Annotated in this window: 21 protein-coding genes and 1 pseudogene; 11 read left to right on the forward strand and 11 right to left on the reverse strand. The window is 64.2% G+C overall.

Annotated elements, in window-relative coordinates; all coding sequences use genetic code 11:
* Positions 1 to 49 precede the first annotated feature (49 nt).
* A complete protein-coding gene (locus tag ACNFHO_RS06065; protein WP_414154073.1) occupies positions 50 to 580 on the reverse strand; it encodes a hypothetical protein in 531 nt (176 codons plus the stop codon).
* A gap of 55 nt (positions 581 to 635) precedes the next feature.
* On the reverse strand, positions 636 to 1,157 hold the full coding sequence (locus ACNFHO_RS06070) for an ankyrin repeat domain-containing protein (protein ID WP_054891982.1): 522 nt from the start codon (positions 1,155 to 1,157) through the stop codon (positions 636 to 638).
* Between the two features lie 268 nt (positions 1,158 to 1,425).
* Here ACNFHO_RS06070 and ACNFHO_RS06075 point away from each other — a divergent pair, with 268 nt between their 5' ends.
* Complete coding sequence (locus tag ACNFHO_RS06075) at positions 1,426 to 1,698, forward strand: DUF3509 domain-containing protein (RefSeq protein WP_054891983.1); 273 nt, start codon at positions 1,426 to 1,428, stop codon at positions 1,696 to 1,698.
* 75 nt (positions 1,699 to 1,773) lie between these two features.
* On the opposite strand, the gene ACNFHO_RS06080 is transcribed toward ACNFHO_RS06075, so the two are convergent.
* The 3 genes from ACNFHO_RS06080 to aroC form a co-directional block, all read right to left on the reverse strand.
* Entirely contained in the window at positions 1,774 to 2,304 is a 531-nt protein-coding gene (locus ACNFHO_RS06080) for an oxidase (protein WP_414154074.1), read from the reverse strand.
* On the reverse strand, positions 2,304 to 3,458 hold the full coding sequence (locus ACNFHO_RS06085; protein WP_414154075.1) for an MFS transporter: 1,155 nt from the start codon (positions 3,456 to 3,458) through the stop codon (positions 2,304 to 2,306). Before ACNFHO_RS06085 ends, ACNFHO_RS06080 begins: the two co-directional genes overlap by 1 nt.
* A gap of 73 nt (positions 3,459 to 3,531) precedes the next feature.
* Complete coding sequence (gene aroC, locus ACNFHO_RS06090; protein WP_065862115.1) at positions 3,532 to 4,623, reverse strand: chorismate synthase; 1,092 nt, start codon at positions 4,621 to 4,623, stop codon at positions 3,532 to 3,534.
* A 122-nt stretch (positions 4,624 to 4,745) separates the two neighbouring features.
* Between aroC and ACNFHO_RS06095 the strand changes: the two genes are divergently transcribed.
* Both ACNFHO_RS06095 and ACNFHO_RS06100 read left to right on the forward strand, forming a co-directional pair.
* Positions 4,746 to 5,717, forward strand: coding sequence for an alpha/beta hydrolase (locus ACNFHO_RS06095; RefSeq protein WP_232233641.1), 972 nt, complete (start codon positions 4,746 to 4,748; stop codon positions 5,715 to 5,717).
* 140 nt (positions 5,718 to 5,857) lie between these two features.
* On the forward strand, positions 5,858 to 6,640 hold the full coding sequence (locus ACNFHO_RS06100; RefSeq protein WP_054891987.1) for a hypothetical protein: 783 nt from the start codon (positions 5,858 to 5,860) through the stop codon (positions 6,638 to 6,640).
* 37 nt (positions 6,641 to 6,677) lie between these two features.
* Here ACNFHO_RS06100 and prmB read toward each other — a convergent pair whose 3' ends face one another.
* Entirely contained in the window at positions 6,678 to 7,586 is a 909-nt protein-coding gene (gene prmB / locus ACNFHO_RS06105) for a 50S ribosomal protein L3 N(5)-glutamine methyltransferase (protein ID WP_372822299.1), read from the reverse strand.
* 176 nt (positions 7,587 to 7,762) lie between these two features.
* On the opposite strand from prmB, the gene ACNFHO_RS06110 reads away from it, so the two are divergent.
* The 5 genes from ACNFHO_RS06110 to ACNFHO_RS06130 all read left to right on the forward strand — a co-directional run bounded on the left by ACNFHO_RS06110 (position 7,763) and on the right by ACNFHO_RS06130 (position 10,448).
* A complete protein-coding gene (locus ACNFHO_RS06110; protein ID WP_063545746.1) occupies positions 7,763 to 8,353 on the forward strand; it encodes a cysteine hydrolase family protein in 591 nt (196 codons plus the stop codon).
* Between the two features lie 80 nt (positions 8,354 to 8,433).
* On the forward strand, positions 8,434 to 8,754 hold the full coding sequence (locus tag ACNFHO_RS06115) for a hypothetical protein (protein ID WP_054891990.1): 321 nt from the start codon (positions 8,434 to 8,436) through the stop codon (positions 8,752 to 8,754).
* A 70-nt stretch (positions 8,755 to 8,824) separates the two neighbouring features.
* Positions 8,825 to 9,385, forward strand: a complete 561-nt coding sequence (locus ACNFHO_RS06120; protein WP_054891991.1) for a Smr/MutS family protein — start codon at positions 8,825 to 8,827, stop codon at positions 9,383 to 9,385.
* 69 nt (positions 9,386 to 9,454) lie between these two features.
* Positions 9,455 to 10,000 carry a GTP cyclohydrolase I FolE gene (gene folE, locus ACNFHO_RS06125; protein ID WP_054891992.1) on the forward strand — a complete coding sequence of 182 codons (546 nt, stop codon included), beginning with the start codon at positions 9,455 to 9,457 and terminating at the stop codon, positions 9,998 to 10,000.
* A 76-nt stretch (positions 10,001 to 10,076) separates the two neighbouring features.
* Positions 10,077 to 10,448 (forward strand): glutaredoxin family protein, encoded by a 372-nt coding sequence (locus ACNFHO_RS06130; protein WP_063545747.1) that lies wholly within the window; start codon positions 10,077 to 10,079, stop codon positions 10,446 to 10,448.
* Between the two features lie 40 nt (positions 10,449 to 10,488).
* On the opposite strand, the gene ACNFHO_RS06135 is transcribed toward ACNFHO_RS06130, so the two are convergent.
* Positions 10,489 to 11,091: a glutathione S-transferase family protein gene (locus tag ACNFHO_RS06135; protein ID WP_054891994.1), complete on the reverse strand. Its 603-nt coding sequence runs from the start codon at positions 11,089 to 11,091 to the stop codon at positions 10,489 to 10,491.
* 142 nt (positions 11,092 to 11,233) lie between these two features.
* Between ACNFHO_RS06135 and ACNFHO_RS06140 the strand changes: the two genes are divergently transcribed.
* Positions 11,234 to 12,424, forward strand: a complete 1,191-nt coding sequence (locus ACNFHO_RS06140; protein WP_063545749.1) for a benzoate/H(+) symporter BenE family transporter — start codon at positions 11,234 to 11,236, stop codon at positions 12,422 to 12,424.
* A gap of 133 nt (positions 12,425 to 12,557) precedes the next feature.
* On the opposite strand, the gene ACNFHO_RS06145 is transcribed toward ACNFHO_RS06140, so the two are convergent.
* The 3 genes and pseudogenes from ACNFHO_RS06145 to ACNFHO_RS06155 all read right to left on the reverse strand — a co-directional run bounded on the left by ACNFHO_RS06145 (position 12,558) and on the right by ACNFHO_RS06155 (position 16,015).
* Positions 12,558 to 13,433, reverse strand: a complete 876-nt coding sequence (locus ACNFHO_RS06145; RefSeq protein WP_371264443.1) for a methyl-accepting chemotaxis protein — start codon at positions 13,431 to 13,433, stop codon at positions 12,558 to 12,560.
* Positions 13,422 to 14,501 (reverse strand): annotated as a pseudogene (locus tag ACNFHO_RS06150) (HAMP domain-containing protein); the annotation flags it as partial. The gene ACNFHO_RS06145 and the pseudogene ACNFHO_RS06150, both read right to left, overlap by 12 nt.
* 116 nt (positions 14,502 to 14,617) lie before the next feature.
* Positions 14,618 to 16,015 carry a PLP-dependent aminotransferase family protein gene (locus tag ACNFHO_RS06155; protein ID WP_416765633.1) on the reverse strand — a complete coding sequence of 466 codons (1,398 nt, stop codon included), beginning with the start codon at positions 16,013 to 16,015 and terminating at the stop codon, positions 14,618 to 14,620.
* Positions 16,016 to 16,136: 121 nt separating this feature from the next.
* Here ACNFHO_RS06155 and ACNFHO_RS06160 point away from each other — a divergent pair, with 121 nt between their 5' ends.
* Positions 16,137 to 17,312: an MFS transporter gene (locus ACNFHO_RS06160; protein ID WP_065862123.1), complete on the forward strand. Its 1,176-nt coding sequence runs from the start codon at positions 16,137 to 16,139 to the stop codon at positions 17,310 to 17,312.
* On the opposite strand, the gene ACNFHO_RS06165 is transcribed toward ACNFHO_RS06160, so the two are convergent.
* Positions 17,263 to 18,024 carry an SDR family oxidoreductase gene (locus ACNFHO_RS06165; protein WP_063545753.1) on the reverse strand — a complete coding sequence of 254 codons (762 nt, stop codon included), beginning with the start codon at positions 18,022 to 18,024 and terminating at the stop codon, positions 17,263 to 17,265. The genes ACNFHO_RS06160 and ACNFHO_RS06165 overlap by 50 nt on opposite strands.
* Positions 18,025 to 18,253: 229 nt before the next feature.
* On the opposite strand from ACNFHO_RS06165, the gene ACNFHO_RS06170 reads away from it, so the two are divergent.
* The gene (locus tag ACNFHO_RS06170; RefSeq protein WP_063545754.1) at positions 18,254 to 19,255 is read left to right on the forward strand and encodes an NADP-dependent oxidoreductase; all 1,002 of its coding nucleotides are present in this window, start codon (positions 18,254 to 18,256) and stop codon (positions 19,253 to 19,255) included.
* Positions 19,256 to 19,271: the final 16 nt, after the last annotated feature.

Below are 19,271 nucleotides of genomic sequence, written 5' to 3' on the forward strand. Positions count from 1 at the left end.
AGCTCCGTGGGGGCGGCATTCGCCGCCCCTGCAACACACAATCGCCGCGTCAGACGTGCACCGCGACCTTCAAGGCCTCCAACGCCGGTTCCACCTTGATGCCCAACTCGGCGCCCAGCTCCAGCACGCGCGCCAGGTCCTGCTGACCGACCATCACCATCTGCAGCTCGTCATCGAGCAACTGGCTGAAGTCCAGCAGCACATAGCCGCCCGCTTCCTTGTTCAGTGCACCCATCTGCACCTGGATGCGATTGAGCGCGGTCAGCGGCTCGGTACGTGCCAACTGTTTGGGCTTGAGGGTGAAGGGCACGCTCTTGTCGAACGAATCGCTGATCGCCTGGAACAGGTCCTGGTAGCTGTCGGCCTGGAACACCACGGTGTCCGGCAGACTGCCGAGCACCACCCATTCGCCCAGCGGGATCGGGAAACTGTCGTCGTAGTTGATGTCGGGATTGGCCGCAAGAAAAGCGGCAGGGTCGGCGTAGGCCTGGGCGGCCTCGTCGGCGATACGCTCGATGTCCGCCTCGCGCAGGCAACCGGCGCCGATGAGGCTGATGAATTCGAGCAACTGGTTTTTCATGGGGGGCCCTGCTTGGCGAATGGCGAAAAAGGCGCCAAGGATACCCCCCGAGGTGTCAGCCGACCAGCGCCTGCAGGCGAGCGGCTGCTTCGCTGGCACCCATGGTCTGCGCCGCGACCAGCGCGGTAGCGCCACGCGCATCCTGGCGGGTCGGGTCGGCGCCCTGGGCCAGGAGATAGTCGAGGATTTCGCTGCGGTTGAACATCGCTGCCAGCATCAATGCCGTGCGGCCATCGACGGCTGCCGCGTCCACCGGCACACCGTGCTCGATGAACAGCCGGATCATCGCCAGGTCGCCCTTGAAGGCAGCACCAGCAATCGGTAATTGGCCATTGTCGTTGGCGATCAAGGGGTCCGCGCCATGGGCCAGCAGCACCTTCACCGCCTCATGATGACCGTGATAGCTCGCCAGCATCAGCAAGGTGTCGCCCTTGTGATTGCGCAGGTTAGCCGGCAAGCCACCGTCAAGCAGGCGCTCGAGCATGGCGGCATCGCCTCGGCGGGCGCGCTCGAATACTTCTTCAGCGAAGGCGGCGGATTCTTCTTCGGTCATCGCGGTGGGCTGTTGGTCGGACATCTGGAACCTCCTGGCAAGTGTGTTGGCCCAATTTTGTGTCAGGCCATCGCCGGGCAGCAAAGGTTCAGATTCTATGGGACCGAGAGGCAGGCTCTATGACCTTGCAAAATGCACTGTGCAAAATGCACGACCATGCACAATGCACGGCAATCAATTCCAAAAAACAACCTAACTTATTGTTTTTAAAGGAAATTATTTTATCTAAAAGCCTGGCACGGTCACTGCAACCATCAACTCACGTCTGCCAACCTACACGTCAGGAGTTGATATGGACCTCATCCAGGAAAAATTCGTTTCGGTCTTCCCAGCCTATCAGGTCGACACCAAGTCCCGTCCGGACGGCGGCATCCTGCTGACCCTGCGCGCCGCCGACGGCACCGTGACTCGTCGTGTGCTTTCCTATGCGCAACTGCACAGCGCCGAGCAACTGTCCTGGGCCATCAGTGCCATTCGCCGCGACCTGGCCGAGCAAGCCAGCGAACTGCCTGTTATCTCCATGCTGCAAAGCCAGCAACGTTTCGCCCTGCCGACCTATCGTTGACAGTGCCGCCCGTTTCGCGGGGCAATCCTCCTTCCACGAAGGGATTCTGTGGGAAGAGGATTGCCCCGCGATCTATTACAGCTCGCTCATCCCTGCAAACTGTCGTGCCTGCTCGTCGCCGGTCATGCGGATGCCCTGCTCGTTGCCAAACAAGCGCAAGGCCAGGCAAAACGGTGTATCACCCAGATCGATCCAGCGTCGAGTCTGCGCAGGCACTACCAGCACATCGCCTTTCTCGCACAGTAGCGCAAATACCTGCTCACCCAGACGCAGGCTGACTTGGCCTCGCCCGCTCACCATCGCGAATACCTCGACGGCGTCATGCACGTGCTCATCACGCAGGTCGACCTCGGTCGGCTGATCGCCGTCTCGGTTCAGCAGCATCAGGGTCTGGCAACCGTGCGTGGTCATCAGCATGTCGATCAGGCCACCGGCCTCTTCGCGCACCTGGGCCTCGGCGCTGCATGGGCGAATGCGCAGGCCGTGGTCGTGCCGTGCAAATTGCACGCCCTGCTCGGCCAGGGTGGCGGCAATGTCTTCATGGTGGGTCAGCACCTTGTTCGCCAGCTGCGGGCTGCTGGAATGAAAAACGCTGAGAATGCTCATCAGGGGCTGTTCCTGGTCTGTTGCGAACGAAGGGCAATGATAACGGCTGCAGCCAGCGCTGCGACGCTGGCCATACCAAAGGTGAACTGCGGGCCGAGCAGTTTCCAGCTGTAGCCCGAATAAAGCGCACCCAGCGCGCCACCGGTGCCGGACAGCGCCGCATACAGCGCCTGGCCCTGCCCCTGCTGGCGAGCGCCAAAGCTGGACTGGACGAAGGCGATGGAGGCCGCGTGGAAGCAGCCGAAGGTGGCTGCGTGCAGCAACTGGGCAAGGATCAGCACCGCCGGCATATCGGCAAGGCTGCCCAGCAGCAGCCAGCGCAACGAGGCCAGCAAGAAACTCGCCAGCAACACGCTGCGCACCGGGAAGCGCGCAAAGATCCGACTCATCAGCATGAACATCAGCACCTCGGCGACCACCCCGAGCGCCCACAGCAGGCCAATGGCGCCGCGGCTGTAGCCCAGGTGTTCCAGGTGCAAGGTGAGGAAGGTGTAGTACGGGCCGTGGCTGAGCTGCATCAGCGCCACGCAGATATAGAACGCCAACACGCCCGGAGCCGCCAGTTGCTTGAGAAAGCCCTCTGCCTCGCGCCGTTCGGCGTGCTCGACCGGTTGGGCATTGGGCACCCACAGGCTGGCGATGACGATGCCAGCCATGATGCTGACCATCGCCAGCGGGTAGATGTCCAGGCTCAACCATTCGAACAACCGCCCCAACCCGACCACGGTGAGGATGAAACCGATCGAGCCCCATAGCCGGACCTGGCTGTAGCGCGAGGTCTGTCCATGCAGATGCGCCAGAGTGATCACTTCGAACTGCGGCAGCACCGCATGCCAGAAGAACGCGTGCAGGGCCATGACCAGCGCCAGCCAGGCGTAGCTCTTGGCAAAGAAGATCAGGGAAAAGGTCGCCAGCGTACACAGGGCCCCCAGGCGCACGATCAGCAGGCGCCGACCGCTGCGGTCACCCAGCCAGCCCCACAGGTTGGGGGCGATGCAGCGCATGAGCATGGGGATCGCCACCAACTCGCCGATGCGTGCCGGGGAAAAGCCGAGGTGGTCGAAGTACAGGGCCAGGAAGGGTGCGGTAGCACCGAGCAAGGCGAAGTAGCAGAGGTAGAAGCTGGACAGACGCCAGTAAGGGATGGGCTGCATGGATCGGCCTTGTGGGGACCTGTACCGGCCTCTTCGCGGGCAATGCTCCGCGAAGAGGCCGGGCCTGGCTAGATCAGAGCTGGCCCAGCACCGGGGTGTTGACCTTCACCGCGGCATTCTGCGCACGGTGGCGCAGCAGGTGGTCCATCAGCACGATGGCCATCATCGCCTCGGCGATCGGTGTGGCACGAATGCCTACGCACGGGTCATGGCGCCCCTTGGTGATGACGTCGACCGGGTCCCCATTGACGTCGATCGAGCGGCCCGGCACGGTGATGCTCGAGGTTGGCTTGAGTGCCAGGTGGGCAACGATCGGCTGACCCGACGAAATACCCCCGAGAATGCCGCCGGCGTTATTGCTGAGGAAGCCTTCTGGCGTGAGCTCGTCGCGGTGCTCGCTGCCGCGCTGGGCGATGCTGGCGAACCCGGCACCGATCTCCACGCCCTTGACCGCGTTGATGCTCATCAGCGCGTGGGCCAGTTCGGCGTCGAGGCGGTCGAAGATCGGCTCGCCCAGGCCCGGCATCACGCCCTCGGCGACCACGGTGATCTTCGCGCCGACCGAATCCTGGTCACGGCGCAGTTGATCCATGTAGGCCTCAAGCTCAGGGACTTTGTCCGGGTCGGGGCTGAAGAAGGCATTCTGCTCGACGCTGTCCCAGGTCTTGAAGGGGATTTCGATCGGGCCCAACTGGCTCATGTAGCCGCGCACGCGAATGCCCTGGGTGGCCAGGAACTTCTTGGCGATGGCACCAGCCGCCACGCGCATGGCGGTTTCACGGGCCGAGCTGCGGCCACCACCGCGGTAATCACGGATGCCGTACTTGTGGTGGTAGGTGTAGTCGGCGTGGGCCGGGCGGAACAGGTCCTTGATCGCCGAGTAGTCCTTGGACTTCTGGTCGGTGTTGCGGATCAACAGGCCAATCGAGCAACCGGTGGTACGACCTTCGAACACCCCGGAGAGGATTTCGACTTCGTCGGCTTCCTGACGCTGGGTGGTGTGCCGACTGGTACCGGGCTTGCGACGATCCAGGTCGTGCTGCAGGTCGGCCAGCGAAATTTCCAGGCCCGGCGGGCAGCCGTCGACGATGGCGACCAGCGCGGGGCCATGGCTTTCGCCTGCGGTGGTGACGGTGAACAGCTTGCCGTAGGTATTGCCGGACATGGACGCTCCGCGAAAATCAGCCTGAACTTGAAAGAGGCCGCCAGTATACGGAAAGCCGCAGCTTTGCGAAAAAAATCGCGAGAACCTTCGTTCGCACCCCAGGTCAAATCGAACATCTCCCCATGCAGTATCCGAAGATGCGCATCGTCGCCCTGCTCCTGCTGTTGTTCACAAGCCTGGCCCAGGCCGCCGCCCCTACCGTGCTCAAGCATCCCATCGACCTCGACACCGGCCATGGCGTGCTGCACGGCAGCCTGCTCTTGCCGCTGCAGGACACACCGCCGCCGGTGGCGCTGATCATCGCCGGCTCCGGGCCCACCGACCGCGACGGCAACAACCCGGCATCCGGGCGCATCGACAACCTAAAACGCCTGGCCCAACTGCTCGCCAACGAGCACATCGCCAGCGTGCGCTACGACAAGCGCGGGGTCGCCGCCAGCCAGCCGGCGGCGCCCGACGAACGCGACCTGAGCGTCGAAGGTTATGTCGCCGATGTCGTGGCCTGGGCGCACAAGCTGCAAGCCGATCCACGCTTCGGTCCGGTGATCCTGATCGGCCACAGCGAAGGCGCTCTGATCGCCAGCCTCGCCGCCAATCAAGCCGGCGCCAGCGCGGTGATCACACTCGCCGGCAGCGGCCGCCCCATTGCCGATGTGCTGCGTGAACAACTGGCCCAGCGCCTGTCGCCGGCGCAACTGGCCCGCGGCAACAGCCTGCTCGACCGCCTGCAGGCCGGCCAGACCAGCCTGGATGTGCCCACGCCCTTGCGCGAGGTGTTTCGACCGACGGTGCAGCCCTACCTGATCTCACTGTTCCGCCAGGACCCGGCCAGGGCCTTCTCGCGTTTGCAGGTACCGGCACTAATCGTCCAGGGCCGCAACGACGTGCAGGTCGAGGTCGACGACGCCGAGCGCCTGAAAGCCGCCAAACCGGACGCCGAGCTGGTGCTGATCGATGGCATGAACCATATGCTGCGCATCAGCCCGCGAGCGATGAGCGAGCAGCGCGACAGTTACAGCAATCCTGACCTGCCCCTGGCCCACGAGCTGGGCGAGCGGATCGTCGCCTTCATCCACCGCTTGCAGTCCGCCTGACACTTTTACCCCTCAGGTCTTGCCCGGTGCTGCCGATAATGCATGGCAAGAGGCGGTGATGCCAAAGAGCCTTATCGTGCAGCAAGCGTTGCGCGCACAGGCATGGCATCACCCGGCCCGTGCACTTGAGGATTGCCCTGATGACCGATGCACCCGCCGCCGAGGCGATCGAAGAACAACCACCGGAAAGCGCGCCGCTGCCCTGGGCGGACCTGGCCGCCGAGCACTTTCAGCTGCTGCGCCTGGCGCCGCTGCCCACCGACCGCAACAGCGGCGCGCGACCGCTGCGTTTCGTGCAGTTCGGCTATGCCGAGCGCCACGACAAGGCCAACAGCCTGCTGCGCATGGAAATCCTGCTGCCAGGCCAGAAGGTACGCAAGGAGCAGAACCGCCTTGACGTGCGGGTCGACCATGAACAGCGTGTCGTGCGCATCGGTGACGACGCCGGCCTGCAACTGGAGCCACTCAACCGCGGCCTTGGCCGCTACGTGCTGGCCCAGGCCGTGCAATGGCTGCAGCGCAAATGGTCGCACTACCAGGTCGAGGGCATGGCCCTGCCCAGCAAGGATGCCCTCAACGAAGACTCGCGCCTGCGTCGCGACCACGTGCTGCGCAGCGTAGGGCTGGAGGTGGAGTATGCCGACGGCCAGATGCTCAAGGCTCGAACCGTCGAAACGGCGGTCGGCCAGCTCAAGAGCGCCTGGAGCAACGAGAAGGTGCAGCGCGTCGACATGCTCGAAGCGGCGACCATGCTGCAACAGGCAGAGCAGAAACTGCAGGAGAAGGAAGCGCAACTGCGCGAGCGCGACGAGCGTGTGGCCAAGTACCGCCGCGAGGACAGCGGCCTGCGCTTCACCATCACCTGCCTGGTCGCCTTTGCGGTGTTCCAGGCCGGCCTGCTGATCTGGATTGCCACTCGCTGACGCCCGATCGCGGGGGGCATGCCCCGCGACCGAAGCCTCATACCCGCGAAGCAAACAGCTCCTGGTGGTCTCGGCATTGCTGCGCCGTCAGCATGAACACGCCGTGGCCACCGCGCTCGAAGTCCAGCCAGGCGAAGTCCACCTCCGGGTAGAGGGCTTCGACATGGACCTGGCTGTTGCCCACCTCGACAATCAACAAGCCCTTCTCGGTCAGGTGATCAGCTGCCTCGGCAAGCATGCGTCGCACCAGGTCCAGACCGTCGTTGCCGCAGGCCAGACCCAGCTCGGGCTCGTGGTGGTACTCGGTGGGCATGTCGGCGAAATCCTCGGCGTCGACATAGGGCGGATTGGACAGGATCAGGTCGAAACGCTGGCCCGGCAGCCCGGCAAAACCATCGCCCTGCACGGTATATACACGCTGGTCGAGGCCGTGGCGCTCGATATTCTGATTGGCCACTTCGAGCGCGTCGAAGGACAGGTCGGCCAGTACCACTTCGGCCTCCTGGAACACATCGGCGGCAACGATTCCGATGCAGCCGGAGCCGGTGCACAGGTCGAGGATCCGCGCCGGCTCGCTGGCCAGCCACGGCTCGAAGCGCTTCTCGATCAGTTCGCCGATCGGGGAACGTGGTATCAGTACCCGCTCGTCGACGATGAACGACATCCCGCAGAACCACGCCTCGCCCAGCAGGTAGGCGGTCGGTACCCGCTCCTCGATACGTCGCTTGAGCAAGTGCTGCAGACGCACCCGTTCGTCATCCTCCAACTGGCAGTCCAGGTAGCTGTCGGCCACCTCCCAGGGCAAATGCACGGCACCGAGCACCAAGAGGCGGGCCTCGTCCCAGGCGTTGTCGGCGCCATGACCGAAGAACAGCTCGTGCTCATGGAAGCGGCTGACCGCCCAGCGGATGTGGTCGCGCAGGGTGCGCAGGCGGGATGTGATCACGGAGTACTCCTTTTCAGACTGTGCGAAAGTCTAACAGCCCCCCGGCTGAAATGTTCCACCGGTTCCCGTTCGGATAGCCACAGGCCAGTAACCATGCCGTCTGCGTTGTCAACCATTCACATTGGCGCCGAGGCAAGGGAGAATAGAGGGATAAAAGCCCTTCCAAGGAGCCCTTGATGTCCGTTCCAACCACGATGTTCCGCCTCACCGGCCGCGATTACCCGCCGGCCAGGCTGAGCCAAGCCAGCCTGATCGTCATCGACGCGCAAAAGGAGTACCTGAGCGGTCCACTGGCGCTGTCGGGCATGGACGAGGCCGTGGCGAACATTGCCAAGTTGCTCGAGGCTGCCCGCAAGGCCGGCCGCCCGATCATCCATGTCCGCCACCTCGGCACCGTCGGTGGCCGCTTCGACCCGCAGGGGCCGGCCGGCGAATTCATTCCGGGCCTCGAGCCGCAAGGCGACGAAATCGTCATCGAGAAGCGCATGCCCAACGCTTTCAAGAACACCAAGCTGCACGAGACGCTGCAGCAGCTCGGCCACCTGGACCTGATCGTCTGCGGTTTCATGAGCCACTCCAGCGTCAGCACCACGGTGCGCCGTGCCAAGGACTATGGTTATCGCTGCACCCTGGTGGAAGACGCCTCGGCCACCCGTGACCTGGCGTTCAAGGATACGGTCATTCCGGCCGCGCAGATCCACCAGTGCGAGATGGCCGTGATGGCCGACAACTTTGCCTGTGTCGCCCCGACCGCCAGCCTGATCTGACCGTACAACCGCCCGGCAGCCGGGCGGAACCCGACGGGCGAGCACAGGTCTGATTCCGGATACCTACAGAGGAACACGGAATGAAGCTCAAAGGCAGTTTCGATGCCAAGCGCCTGCGCCCGCGCGAGCCGGGCAACTGGGGCGCGCGCCTGGCTGCCGGCCTGTCCGCCCTGCTCGCCACCCTGGGCATCCTCCTGGCCATGGCCGGTTTCGCCGGACTGCTGGGCAACTACCAGGCCCTGGCCGAACTCAATGCCAACCGCCCCTTGTCGGCCATCCTCACGGTGATCGGGTTGCTGATGCTGTACCTGGGGGTGCGCTTCTGGCGGCGCAGCCGCATTCGCCTGCGCCGAGGGCGGGAGCTGAACCTGTCGCCGCACTTGATGAAAAAGCATGATTGAGCGTTGACCAGCGCGCTGCTGACGACGCAGGGCCGTTCGCGTAGAATACGCCGCCCACGTGGAGGCACACATGCAAGACGACGACTTTTCCCTCTTCCGCAGCGAGGTGCGTGGCGTCAAGCCCATCGCACACGACCGCGCCGAAGTCGGCAAGCCCAAGGCCGACCGCAAGCAGCTGGCCGGCCTGCGCCAGGCCGCTACCGTGCGCAGCGACCAGCCGCTGGTGGTCGATGGCATGTCGGACCAGTTCGTCATCGACGTTGGTGCCGAAGACGAACTGATGTGGCGCCGCGACGGCGTGCAGGAAAGCCAGATTCGCAAGCTCAAGCTCGGCCAGATCGCCTTCGAGGGCAGCCTCGACCTGCACGGCATGACCGTTGAACGCGCGCGCGAAACGCTCTGGGACTTCATTGCCGAAGCCACCAAGCTGGAAGTGCGCTGCGTGCGGGTCACCCATGGCAAGGCTGCGCGCATCGACGGCAAGCGCCCGATGATCAAGAGCCACGTCAACACCTGGCTGCGCCAGCACCCGCAGGTGCTCGGTTTCGTCTCTTGCCAGGCCCGTCATGGCGGCACCGGCGCCTTGTACGTGATGCTCAAGCGGACCATGCTCGACGGTCGCGACGAATGACATCACGCTTGCAGCGCCGCGTTTGCCGCCGTAACCTTCGTTTTTGCGTTTTTTCCCACAGGTAGATCCATGTCCCTGGAACAGAACTACACCGAGATCCTCAGCCAGATCGGCGAGGACGTCTCCCGTGAGGGCCTGCTCGACACGCCCAAGCGGGCCGCAAAGGCCATGAAGTACCTTTGCCGCGGTTATGAACAAACCCTGGAAGAAGTCACCAACGGTGCGCTGTTCACTTCGGACAACAGCGAGATGGTGCTGGTCCGGGACATCGAGCTCTATTCGATGTGCGAACACCACATGCTGCCGTTCATCGGCAAGGCCCATGTGGCCTACCTGCCCAAGGGCAAGGTGCTGGGGCTGTCCAAGGTGGCACGGATCGTCGACATGTACGCACGTCGCCTGCAGATCCAGGAAAACCTCAGCCGCCAGATCGCCGAGGCCGTGGAGAAGGTTACCGGCGCCGCAGGCGTTGCGGTGGTCATCGAAGCCAAGCACATGTGCATGATGATGCGCGGCGTCGAGAAACAGAACTCGAGCATGATCACTTCGGTGATGCTTGGCGAGTTCCGCGAGAACGCCGCCACCCGCAGTGAATTCCTCAGTCTGATCAAGTGATCGGACTCTGCGCGAAGCCGACCCCTCGGGGTCGGCTTTTTATTTTCCGTTGTGCACCACAGATCAGGAGTTGCCCATGATCGTCAAAGCCCTGCGAGTCGGCCTCGGCCAACTCATCGTGTTCGGCGACTGGATCAGCCGCCCGGCCAAGCGCAAGCGCGACGCCGCCGCCCAGGCCCAGGTCGAGCAGCAGGCCAAGGGGCTGGCGCTGTACCAGTTCCATGCCTGCCCGTTCTGCGTCAAGACCCGCCGCGCCCTCCACCGCCTCAACGTGCCGGTGGCACTGCGCGATGCGAAGAACGACCCGCAACACCGCCAGGCACTGCAGGAAGGCGGCGGCCGGGTAAAGGTGCCGTGCCTGCGTATCGAAGAGGACGGCAAGGTGACCTGGATGTATGAGTCCAAGGACATCATTGGCTATCTGGAAAAGCGCTTCGGGTCGGTCTGAGCCTGGCGCAGTCACAAGGACTGCGCCGCTGCCAAGCCGATCAATCCACCATCGGCACATGCCGCGGATGGCTGGCAACCCGCTCAAGCCAGGCCCTCACCGCCGGATACTCGGCCAGGTCGAAGCCACCCTGCTGCGCCACGTGGGTGTAGGCATACAACGCCACATCGGCGATCGAGTACTGCTCGCCCACCAGGTACGGCGTCATCTGCAACTGGCGCTCCATCACCTTGAGGGCCTTGTAGCCGCCCTTGTGCAACTTGCGGTACTCCTCGAGGCGCTCATCCGGCAATCCCAGGTAGAACTGGATAAAACGCGCCACGGCAATGTAAGGCTCGTGGCTGTACTGCTCGAAGAACTGCCATTGCAGCACCTGGGTGCGCAAGCGCGGCTCGGTCGGCAGGAACTCGCTGCCGTCGGCGAGGAAGTTGAGGATCGCGTTGGACTCCCACAGGCAGGTACCGTCTTCGAGCTCCAGCACCGGCACCTTGCCATTGGGGTTTCTGGCCAGGAACTCGGGGGTCTCGGTCTCGCCTTTGAGAATGTCGACCGAGTGCCACTCATAGGGGCGCCCCAGAAGATTCAGCATCAACTTGATCTTGTAGCAGTTGCCCGACTGGTAATCCCCATAAACCTTGTACATCGCCCCTCCCCTCCTGTGCAGTTGCAGGTCAGCGCCCAATAGTTGGGGACTGTACGGCTAAATGCAATGACTGCTGTATGGCAAGCTTCCGATTCGCCCGCGTTAGTCTGAAAAAACTGCTTACATGAACAAGGAATGCCCCATGACCGACGCCACTTCCACGCGTCTGCGCCCACTGGCGGACAGCGCCCCATCGGCGGTGGTCGCCGGTTTCATCGCCATGCTGACCGGCTACACCAGTTCCCTGGTGCTGATGTTCCAGGCTGGCCAGGCCGCCGGGTTGACCACCGCGCAGATTTCCTCGTGGATATGGGCCCTGTCGATCGGCATGGCGGTGTGCAGCATCGGCCTGTCGCTGCGCTATCGCACCCCGATCACCGTGGCCTGGTCGACGCCGGGCGCAGCGTTGCTGATCACCAGCCTTGGCGGTGTCAGCTATGGCGAAGCCATCGGCGCGTACATTACCTGCGCCGTGCTGGTGCTGGTCTGCGGCTTGACCGGCAGTTTCGAGCGCCTGGTGCGGCGTATTCCGGCGTCGCTGGCGTCGGCCTTGCTGGCAGGGATCCTGTTCAAGATCGGCAGCGAAATCTTCGTCGCCGCCCAGCATCGCACCCTGCTGGTACTGGGCATGTTCTTCAGCTACCTGCTGGTCAAGCGCCTGTCGCCGCGCTATTGCGTGCTGGCCGCGCTGGTGGTCGGCACGACGCTGTCCGGCATCCTGGGGCTGCTGGACTTCAGCCACTTCAACCTGGAGGTGGCAAAACCGGTCTGGACCACGCCGAGCTTCTCGTTGGCAGCGACCATCAGCATCGGCATCCCGCTGTTCGTGGTGGCGATGACTTCGCAGAACATGCCCGGAGTTGCCGTGCTGCGCGCCGACGGCTACCAGGTGCCGGCCTCACCGCTGATCTCGGCGACCGGCTTCGCCTCGCTGCTGCTGGCCCCCTTCGGTTCGCACGGGGTCAACCTGGCGGCCATCAGCGCGGCGATCTGCACCGGCCCGCACGCCCATGAAGACCCGGCCAAGCGCTATACCGCGGCGGTCTGGTGCGGAATCTTCTATGGTATCGCCGGGGTGTTCGGCGCGACCTTGGCGGCGCTGTTCGCGGCGCTACCAAAGGAATTGGTGTTGTCGATCGCGGCGCTGGCGCTGTTCGGCTCAATCATGAACGGGTTGACCGTAGCGATGAGCGAGGCGCGGGAGCGTGAGGCGGCGCTGATCACCTTCATGGTGACGGCCTCGGGGCTGACGCTGTTTTCGATCGGTTCTGCGTTTTGGGGGATCGTGGCGGGGGTGATTACCTTGCTGATATTGAGTCCGCGCAAGGGGTAAAGGTTATTGGTTGCCTGTACCGACCTCTTCGCGGGCAAGCCCGCTCCTACATAGGTCCAGCAATATTGAAGGCTGCGCCGTACCTGTGGGAGCGGCGGTTCGCCGCTGCGACTTGCCCGCGAAGAGGCCAGCCTCATCCCAAGCGGAAATGCCCCACCATCCCCTTCAACTCATCCCCCAACTGCGCCAGCTCCACACTCGACCGCGCATTGTCCTGCATCGCCAGCGCCGCCTGATCCGCACTACCGCGAATCTGCGTGACGCTGCGGCTGATCTCCTCGGCCACCGAGCTTTGCTGCTCCGCTGCGGCAGCGATCTGCTGGTTCATCTGCTGGATCAGCGACACGGCCGAGGCGATGCTACCCAGGGCGCTTTCGGTGTGCAGCGCATCAGCCACGGCCATGCGCACCAGCTCGGTACTGCCACGAATCTGCGCCACCGATTGCTGGGCGTTGCCGCGCAGGCTGGCTACCAGGCGCTCGATCTCCTCCGTCGACTGCCGGGTACGCCGTGCCAAGGCCCGCACTTCGTCGGCCACCACGGCAAAACCACGGCCCTGCTCACCAGCGCGCGCGGCCTCGATCGCCGCGTTGAGCGCCAGCAGGTTGGTCTGCTCGGCGACGCTCTTGATCACTTCCAGTACATCGCCGATGGTGTGGATCTCGGCACTCAGGCTGTCGATACCGGCACTGGCAGTTTCCGCAGCCTCGGCCAACTGTTCGATGCGCTGCATGCTCTGGCGGACCACCTGCTGGCCGGACTCGACCTTGTCATCGGCATCCTGCGCCGCTTGTGCTGCCTCCTCGGCGTTGCGCGCCACATCGTGCACGGTCGCAGTCATCTGCTGCATCGCGGTGGCGACCTGTTCGGTCTCCTCCTTCTGGCTGCCCACCTCGCGGTTGGTCTGCTCGGTCACCGCCGACAGCGCCTGGGCATTGCCGGCCAGTTGTTCGATACCCTGCTGCAATCCGCTGACGATACCTGACAGCCCCGCCGCCATCTGCTGCATGGCCAGGGTGAGTTGCCCTACCTCATCGCGACCTGCCACTTGCGCCTCGACCACCAGATCGCCAGCCGCGATGCGCTGGGCACTGGCGATCACCCGTTTGAGCGGCCCGACCACGGCGCGCGTGATCAACCAGGCGGCAACGATGCCCACCAGCAACGCCAGGGCCGTGGCGATGGCGATGGCCAGCGCGTTGTGCAGCAGCTCCTGGCGCATGGCTTCCTGCTGCGCCGCATAGGCCTGGTCAACCCGGCTGGTGACCTGTTCGGCGCTGGCCTGCAACTGGGTCTTGGTGCCCTGCTCCTTGGCCAGTTCATCAGTGTATTCGTTGAGTTTGTCGGAGAAGGTGGCGATATGCCCGGCCACTTCCCCCAATACGCTCTGGTAACCGGAATCGGTGACGGCGGTCTTGAGCTGATCGACCAGATTCGCCGCATCGACGGTCTGCGCGATGCGCCCGGCGGACACCGCCTCTTCGCCCTTGCGCCCCTGCTCCAGACGTACCCGCGCCTCGTCCATCGCCTGCAGCATCAGGCGCGAGACCTGGGCCACCTGCGCGGCCTGATCGAGAAACTCGCTGCCCTGCTGGCCCTGGGACTGCTTGAGGGTGTAGGCGCCATCGTCCGCCAGCCCGGCCTGCAGCACATCGAGGTTGTTGGCGACGCTGGACACCGACCAGCCAGCCGTATCCAGCGCCAGCTCCTTGGCCTGCACGGCCTCGACGAAGGCATCGAAGGCCTGGCCATAGGCATTGAGGTCTGCCTCGCTCGCCGCCAGCGTCGGCAGGCTGCGCACGCGCTCGACCAGCGTCTGCAAACCCGCGCGCAGGGCCTCGGCCTCCTTGATGTCAGAACGCAGGGCGAAGGCTTGCTCATGCTGGCGTAGACGCAGCAGGTCGGTATTGACCTCGCCCATCTGCCGCAGCCCGTCGAAGCGCTGGCCGATATTGTTCAGGGCGTACACACCGATGGCCGCCACCGCCAGGGTCAACAGCAGCACCAGGGCGAAGCCCAGGCCGAGTTTACGTGCCATGCCCAGATTGGACAGACTACCGCGCTTGGTCGCCCCCATCGCCGCTCCCCCTTGCCCATTCAGGTGTTCCCGAATACCAAGAGTGACAACCGTGCCGGCCAGCTCACAAGGGCTTGACGTCAGAATGGTGTCAAATAGCTATGACCCTGTCGTTTTCAGCTATCTGCAGGTCGCCCTGCATGTGCGAAGAAGGCCTGGGCACGGATGTCCTGCCCATACGCGACATTGATGCGTAGCCAGTCGCTGTCGGCTCCCTGGTGATCGAAAGCGCTGCCTGGGGTAAGCAACACCGAATGCTCCAGCGCCAGGTGATCGAGCCAGGCGAAATCCCGGCCCGGCACCCGCGCCCAGACGAACATGCCGCCATAGGGCTCGCAGAACACCTCCCAACCAAAGGCCTCCAACTGGCCCAGCAACTTGGCCATGTGCTGGGCCAGGCGCAGCCGCAAGCGCTGCACGCTCTTGCGATAGCTGCCGTTGGCGAGCATCTGCCCTACCACTTGCTCGACGAAGCGTGAAGTCCCGATGCCGGTCACCATCTTCAACTGCGCCAGCTGGCCGATCAGCTCGGCGTCGGCGGCGATGTAGCCGACCCGCAGGGCACTGCTCAGGGTTTTGGAAAAGCTGCCCAGGTAGATCACCCGCTGTTCGCTGTCCAGCGTCGCCAGTCGCGTGGCCGGGCCATCCTGGAAGTCTGCGTAGATGTCATCCTCGATGATCCGCACATCATGCTCACGCGCCAGCTCCAGCAAGCGGTAGGCGGTCTTGGGGCTGAGACTGGTGCCGGTCGGGTTCTGGTAAAGGCTGTTGACGAACAGGCAACGCGGGCGGTGCTCGACCAGCAGTTGCTCGAGCGCCTGGACATCAGGGCCTGCAGGGGTGCGCGGCAACGGCAGCATGCGCACCTGATGCTGGCGCAGCAGGGTGAACAGGTTGTAGTAGCCGGGGCTTTCGACCACCACCGTATCGCCGGGCTTGAGCAGCGTCCGCACCAGCAAGTCAAGGCCATGGCTGCCGCCTTGGGTGGTGAGAATGCGTTCAGCAGCGGTGGGGATATCCAGCTGCGACAGGCGCTTGTGCAACTGCTGGCGCAGGCTGGCCAACCCCAGCGGCGAGCAATAGCGGAACAGGTCCTCGGGGTCGCCACGGCTGACCAGACGTATTGCCTGTGCCAGGGCATCACGGGCGTGCCAGGCGGTGGGCAGCCAGCCACAACCGAGCTTGAGCAGGGTCTCGTGACCATCCCCGAACTGCCTCCAGCTGCCATCGATGGCATCGCCCCAGGCCATGGCATCCTCCTGGGCCAGCCCGGGCTTGCGCTCGGCGACGAAGAAGCCGGTGCCGTGGCGCGCCTCCAGCCAGCCGATGGCCACCAGACGGTCGTACGCATCGATCACACACGATTGGCTGACTTCAAGGGTGCTGGCCAAGGTGCGAATCGACGGCAGCCGCGCACCGGGTCGCAGACGCTGTTGCTCGATCCAGGCTTGCAACTGGTCGGTCAGTTGCTGGACCAGAGGGATGGGACTGAGGCGATTCAGGGAAATGTGCATGGCAAAGTGTTTGCTGATTTTTGGGGAACAGTTAACCACAAATGCCGGGGATGTGTGTCTTGTTGGCGCAGGGAGATGAATTCAATGTGCTTTCACCCACCCCTTCCTAGATGGATACCCCATGCCCGCCCGCCTGGCATTTGCCCTGTGCCTGATCACCCTCGCCGTGAACCTGCAGGCCCCGCTCTACACCACGTACGCCGACCTGTCCGGATACGGCGCCGCCGCTACCGCCCTGGCGTTTTCCAGCTATGTGCTGGGTGTGCTTCCCGTGCTGCTGGCCTTCGGCGGCTTGGCGGACCGGGTCGGCCGCCGCCCATTGATCATGGCCGCACTGCTACTGTCGATGCTGGCCACAACCCTCGTCCTGCTCGCACCCGGCCTCGAAACCCTCGCCCTGACCCGCCTGCTGATGGGCATCGGTACGGCCTTGGCGACCACCACCGCGACCGCCTACATGGGAGAACTGCTGGGCGGCGCCGACAGTACCCGGGCTGCCAATTGGGTAACCGCCAGCACCTCGCTGGGCTTCGGACTGGGCGCGGCACTGACCAGTCTGTTCCTGTTGCGTGGCCCGAGCCTGAGCCCGGGTAGCTTCTATCTGCAACTGCTGCTGGCCGCCGTCGCCCTGTTGCTGGTGTGGCGCCTGCCTGACCGTCGTCCGACACAACGCAGCGCCATGCTGCGCCTGCCCTGCTATCCGCCCGGCAGCCTGCCGTACGGCCTGGCGATCCTGCTGGCCTGGGCCTGCACCGGGCTGGTCATCGCGCTGCTGCCAGGTGTACTGCGCCAGCACGGGCTGAGCGAGTGGTCGGGCTTCTCCACCTTCTGCGTAATCAGTTGCGGCGTGCTGTTCCAGCCGCTGGCTCGGCGCCTGGCAAGCGTGCGCGCCACTCTGCTCGGCCTGACGATCCTGCCGCTGAGCTATGCCCTGTTGGCCTGGGGTGCGGAAAACGGCAGGTTGGCAGCGGTACTGGCAGGTGCCGTGGCTGCCAGCAGCGCCTGTTATGGCTTCATCTACCTTGGCGGGCTGGCGGCGGTAAACACCCTCGCCGGCAACGAGAAGACCCGCGCCAGCGCCGGCTTCTTCCTGCTCGCTTACCTGGGTTTCAGCCTGCCGGTGATCTTCACCGGGCTGCTCAGTGATCGCCTCGGCTCGCGCATGGCGCTGGTGTTGTTCGGCGCAGCCCTGCTGCTGGGCTGCGTCGCGGTGGTGGTGGCGTTGCTGGTCTCGGCACGCGTCTCGATCAGATGGCCGTGGCACCGCCATCCACGGTCAGGCTATGGCCGGTGGTGAACTTCGCCCCATCGCTGCACAGATAAAGCACTGCGCTGGCGATCTCCTCGACCTTGCCGATGCGCCCGACCGGGTGCATCGCTGCGGCGAACTCGGCCTTGCGCGGATCGGCCTCGTAGGCGCGACGGAACATGTCGGTGTCGATCACTGCGGGGCACACCGCGTTGACCCGAATCCCTTTCTTCGCATACTCGATGGCCGCCGACTTGGTCAGGCCGATCACCGCGTGCTTGGACGCAGCATAGATGCTCATCTTGGGGGCGGCGCCCAGCCCGGCCACCGACGCTGTGTTGACGATCGCACCGCCGCCCTGGGCCAGCAGCAACGGCAACTGGTATTTCATGCACAACCAAACGCCCTTGACGTTGACGCCCATGATCGCGTCGAACTCGGCCTCGCTACCCTCGGCCAGACGCCCCTTCTCGATCTCGATTCCGGCGTTGTTGTACGCGTAGTCCAGGCGACCATAGACGTCGATGATCTTCTCGTGCAGCTGGCGCACATCGCTGTCGCGGGTCACGTCGCAGGCCACGAACAGCGCGTCACCACCGGCTTCGCGAATCAGTGCGACGGTTGCCTCGCCACCGGCCACGTCGAGGTCAGCCACCACCACCTTAAGCCCCTCGGCGGCAAATGCCTGGGCCGTGGCTCGGCCGATACCTGCCGCGCCGCCGGTGACCAGGGCGACCTGGCCGGAAAAAGTCATGCTCATCACAGGCTCCTGCTTCACAGAGATCGAGTAGAGACTGAGTCTAGTCAGAGCACCACCCGGCTGGGCAGCATCATCAGAAGCACGGTTGGACTACCATCGTTTGCAGTGATTGTGCGCTGCCAGCCAGATCATCGAGGTGGATTACCGGGCATTCGCCAACCCGGTCAACCTTGCCTGGCAAGGCTCGACGGTCTATCAACAGGCTTTGCCATCTACAGGGAGAGATACCATGACCCAGACCAACCGCCGCTTCCTGCTCGCCAAACGCCCCGTCGGTGCCGTGCGCCGCGAAGATTTCGACTACCAGCAGGGCCCCGCCGCAGAACCCACCGACGGCCAGATCCAAGTGCGCAACCTCTACCTGTCGCTGGACCCGGCAATGCGCGGCTGGATGAACGAAGGCAAGTCCTACATCCCGCCGGTGGGCCTGGGTGAGGTGATGCGCGCGCTGGGCGTCGGCGAAGTCGTCGCCTCCAAACATCCGGACTACAAGCCCGGCGACCATGTCAGCGGCGCGCTTGGCGTACAGGACTACTTCACCGGCACGCCCCAGGGCCTGCACAAGATCGACCCGCGCTTGGCACCCCTGCCCCGCTATCTGTCTGCGCTGGGCATGACCGGCATGACCGCCTACTTCGCCCTGCTTGACGTCGGCCAGCCCAAGGCCGGCGAGACCGTAGTCATTTCCGGCGCTGCCGGCGCGGTCGGCAGCATCGCCGGGCAGATCGCCAAGCTCAAGGGCTGCCACGTCGTGGGGATCGCCGGCGGCACGCAAAAGTGCCAGTACCTCAAGGATGAACTGGGCTTTGACGGTGTCATCGACTACAAGGCCGAAGACGTGCTCGCCGGCCTCAAGCGCGAATGCCCCAAGGGCGTGGATGTGTATTTCGACAACGTCGGTGGCGACATTCTCGACGCCGTGTTGAGCCGCCTGAATTTCAAGGCCCGCGTGGTGATCTGCGGCGCCATCAGTCAGTACAACAACAAGGAGGCGGTGAAAGGGCCAGCCAACTACCTGTCGCTGCTGGTGAACCGCGCGCGCATGGAAGGCTTCGTGGTGATGGACCACGTCAAGGAGTACGGCAAGGCTGCGCAGGAAATGGCTGGCTGGTTGGCCAGTGGCGAGGTCAAGAGCAAGGAGGATGTGGTCGAAGGCCTGGAGACCTTCCCGGAAACGCTGCTCAAGCTGTTCAGCGGGGAGAACTTCGGCAAGCTGGTGCTGAAGGTCTAAAACGGATACAGCTGAC

The organism is Pseudomonas sp. NY15374, assembly GCF_048068255.1.
Taxonomy (GTDB): domain Bacteria; phylum Pseudomonadota; class Gammaproteobacteria; order Pseudomonadales; family Pseudomonadaceae; genus Aquipseudomonas; species Aquipseudomonas machongensis.

What these genes read in the sequence shown, in the direction of transcription:
- ACNFHO_RS06065 (WP_414154073.1), bottom strand. Translation starts at nt 580, where the DNA reads ATGAAAAACCAGTTGCTCGAATTCATCAGCCTCATCGGCGCCGGTTGC.
- ACNFHO_RS06070 (WP_054891982.1), bottom strand. Translation starts at nt 1,157, where the DNA reads ATGTCCGACCAACAGCCCACCGCGATGACCGAAGAAGAATCCGCCGCC.
- ACNFHO_RS06075 (WP_054891983.1), top strand. Translation starts at nt 1,426, where the DNA reads ATGGACCTCATCCAGGAAAAATTCGTTTCGGTCTTCCCAGCCTATCAG.
- ACNFHO_RS06080 (WP_414154074.1), bottom strand. Translation starts at nt 2,304, where the DNA reads ATGAGCATTCTCAGCGTTTTTCATTCCAGCAGCCCGCAGCTGGCGAAC.
- ACNFHO_RS06085 (WP_414154075.1), bottom strand. Translation starts at nt 3,458, where the DNA reads ATGCAGCCCATCCCTTACTGGCGTCTGTCCAGCTTCTACCTCTGCTAC.
- aroC (WP_065862115.1), bottom strand. Translation starts at nt 4,623, where the DNA reads ATGTCCGGCAATACCTACGGCAAGCTGTTCACCGTCACCACCGCAGGC.
- ACNFHO_RS06095 (WP_232233641.1), top strand. Translation starts at nt 4,746, where the DNA reads ATGCAGTATCCGAAGATGCGCATCGTCGCCCTGCTCCTGCTGTTGTTC.
- ACNFHO_RS06100 (WP_054891987.1), top strand. Translation starts at nt 5,858, where the DNA reads ATGACCGATGCACCCGCCGCCGAGGCGATCGAAGAACAACCACCGGAA.
- ACNFHO_RS06110 (WP_063545746.1), top strand. Translation starts at nt 7,763, where the DNA reads ATGTCCGTTCCAACCACGATGTTCCGCCTCACCGGCCGCGATTACCCG.
- ACNFHO_RS06115 (WP_054891990.1), top strand. Translation starts at nt 8,434, where the DNA reads ATGAAGCTCAAAGGCAGTTTCGATGCCAAGCGCCTGCGCCCGCGCGAG.
- ACNFHO_RS06120 (WP_054891991.1), top strand. Translation starts at nt 8,825, where the DNA reads ATGCAAGACGACGACTTTTCCCTCTTCCGCAGCGAGGTGCGTGGCGTC.
- folE (WP_054891992.1), top strand. Translation starts at nt 9,455, where the DNA reads ATGTCCCTGGAACAGAACTACACCGAGATCCTCAGCCAGATCGGCGAG.
- ACNFHO_RS06130 (WP_063545747.1), top strand. Translation starts at nt 10,077, where the DNA reads ATGATCGTCAAAGCCCTGCGAGTCGGCCTCGGCCAACTCATCGTGTTC.
- ACNFHO_RS06135 (WP_054891994.1), bottom strand. Translation starts at nt 11,091, where the DNA reads ATGTACAAGGTTTATGGGGATTACCAGTCGGGCAACTGCTACAAGATC.
- ACNFHO_RS06140 (WP_063545749.1), top strand. Translation starts at nt 11,234, where the DNA reads ATGACCGACGCCACTTCCACGCGTCTGCGCCCACTGGCGGACAGCGCC.
- ACNFHO_RS06145 (WP_371264443.1), bottom strand. Translation starts at nt 13,433, where the DNA reads ATGCAGCAGATGGCGGCGGGGCTGTCAGGTATCGTCAGCGGATTGCAG.
- ACNFHO_RS06155 (WP_416765633.1), bottom strand. Translation starts at nt 16,015, where the DNA reads ATGCACATTTCCCTGAATCGCCTCAGTCCCATCCCTCTGGTCCAGCAA.
- ACNFHO_RS06160 (WP_065862123.1), top strand. Translation starts at nt 16,137, where the DNA reads ATGCCCGCCCGCCTGGCATTTGCCCTGTGCCTGATCACCCTCGCCGTG.
- ACNFHO_RS06165 (WP_063545753.1), bottom strand. Translation starts at nt 18,024, where the DNA reads ATGAGCATGACTTTTTCCGGCCAGGTCGCCCTGGTCACCGGCGGCGCG.
- ACNFHO_RS06170 (WP_063545754.1), top strand. Translation starts at nt 18,254, where the DNA reads ATGACCCAGACCAACCGCCGCTTCCTGCTCGCCAAACGCCCCGTCGGT.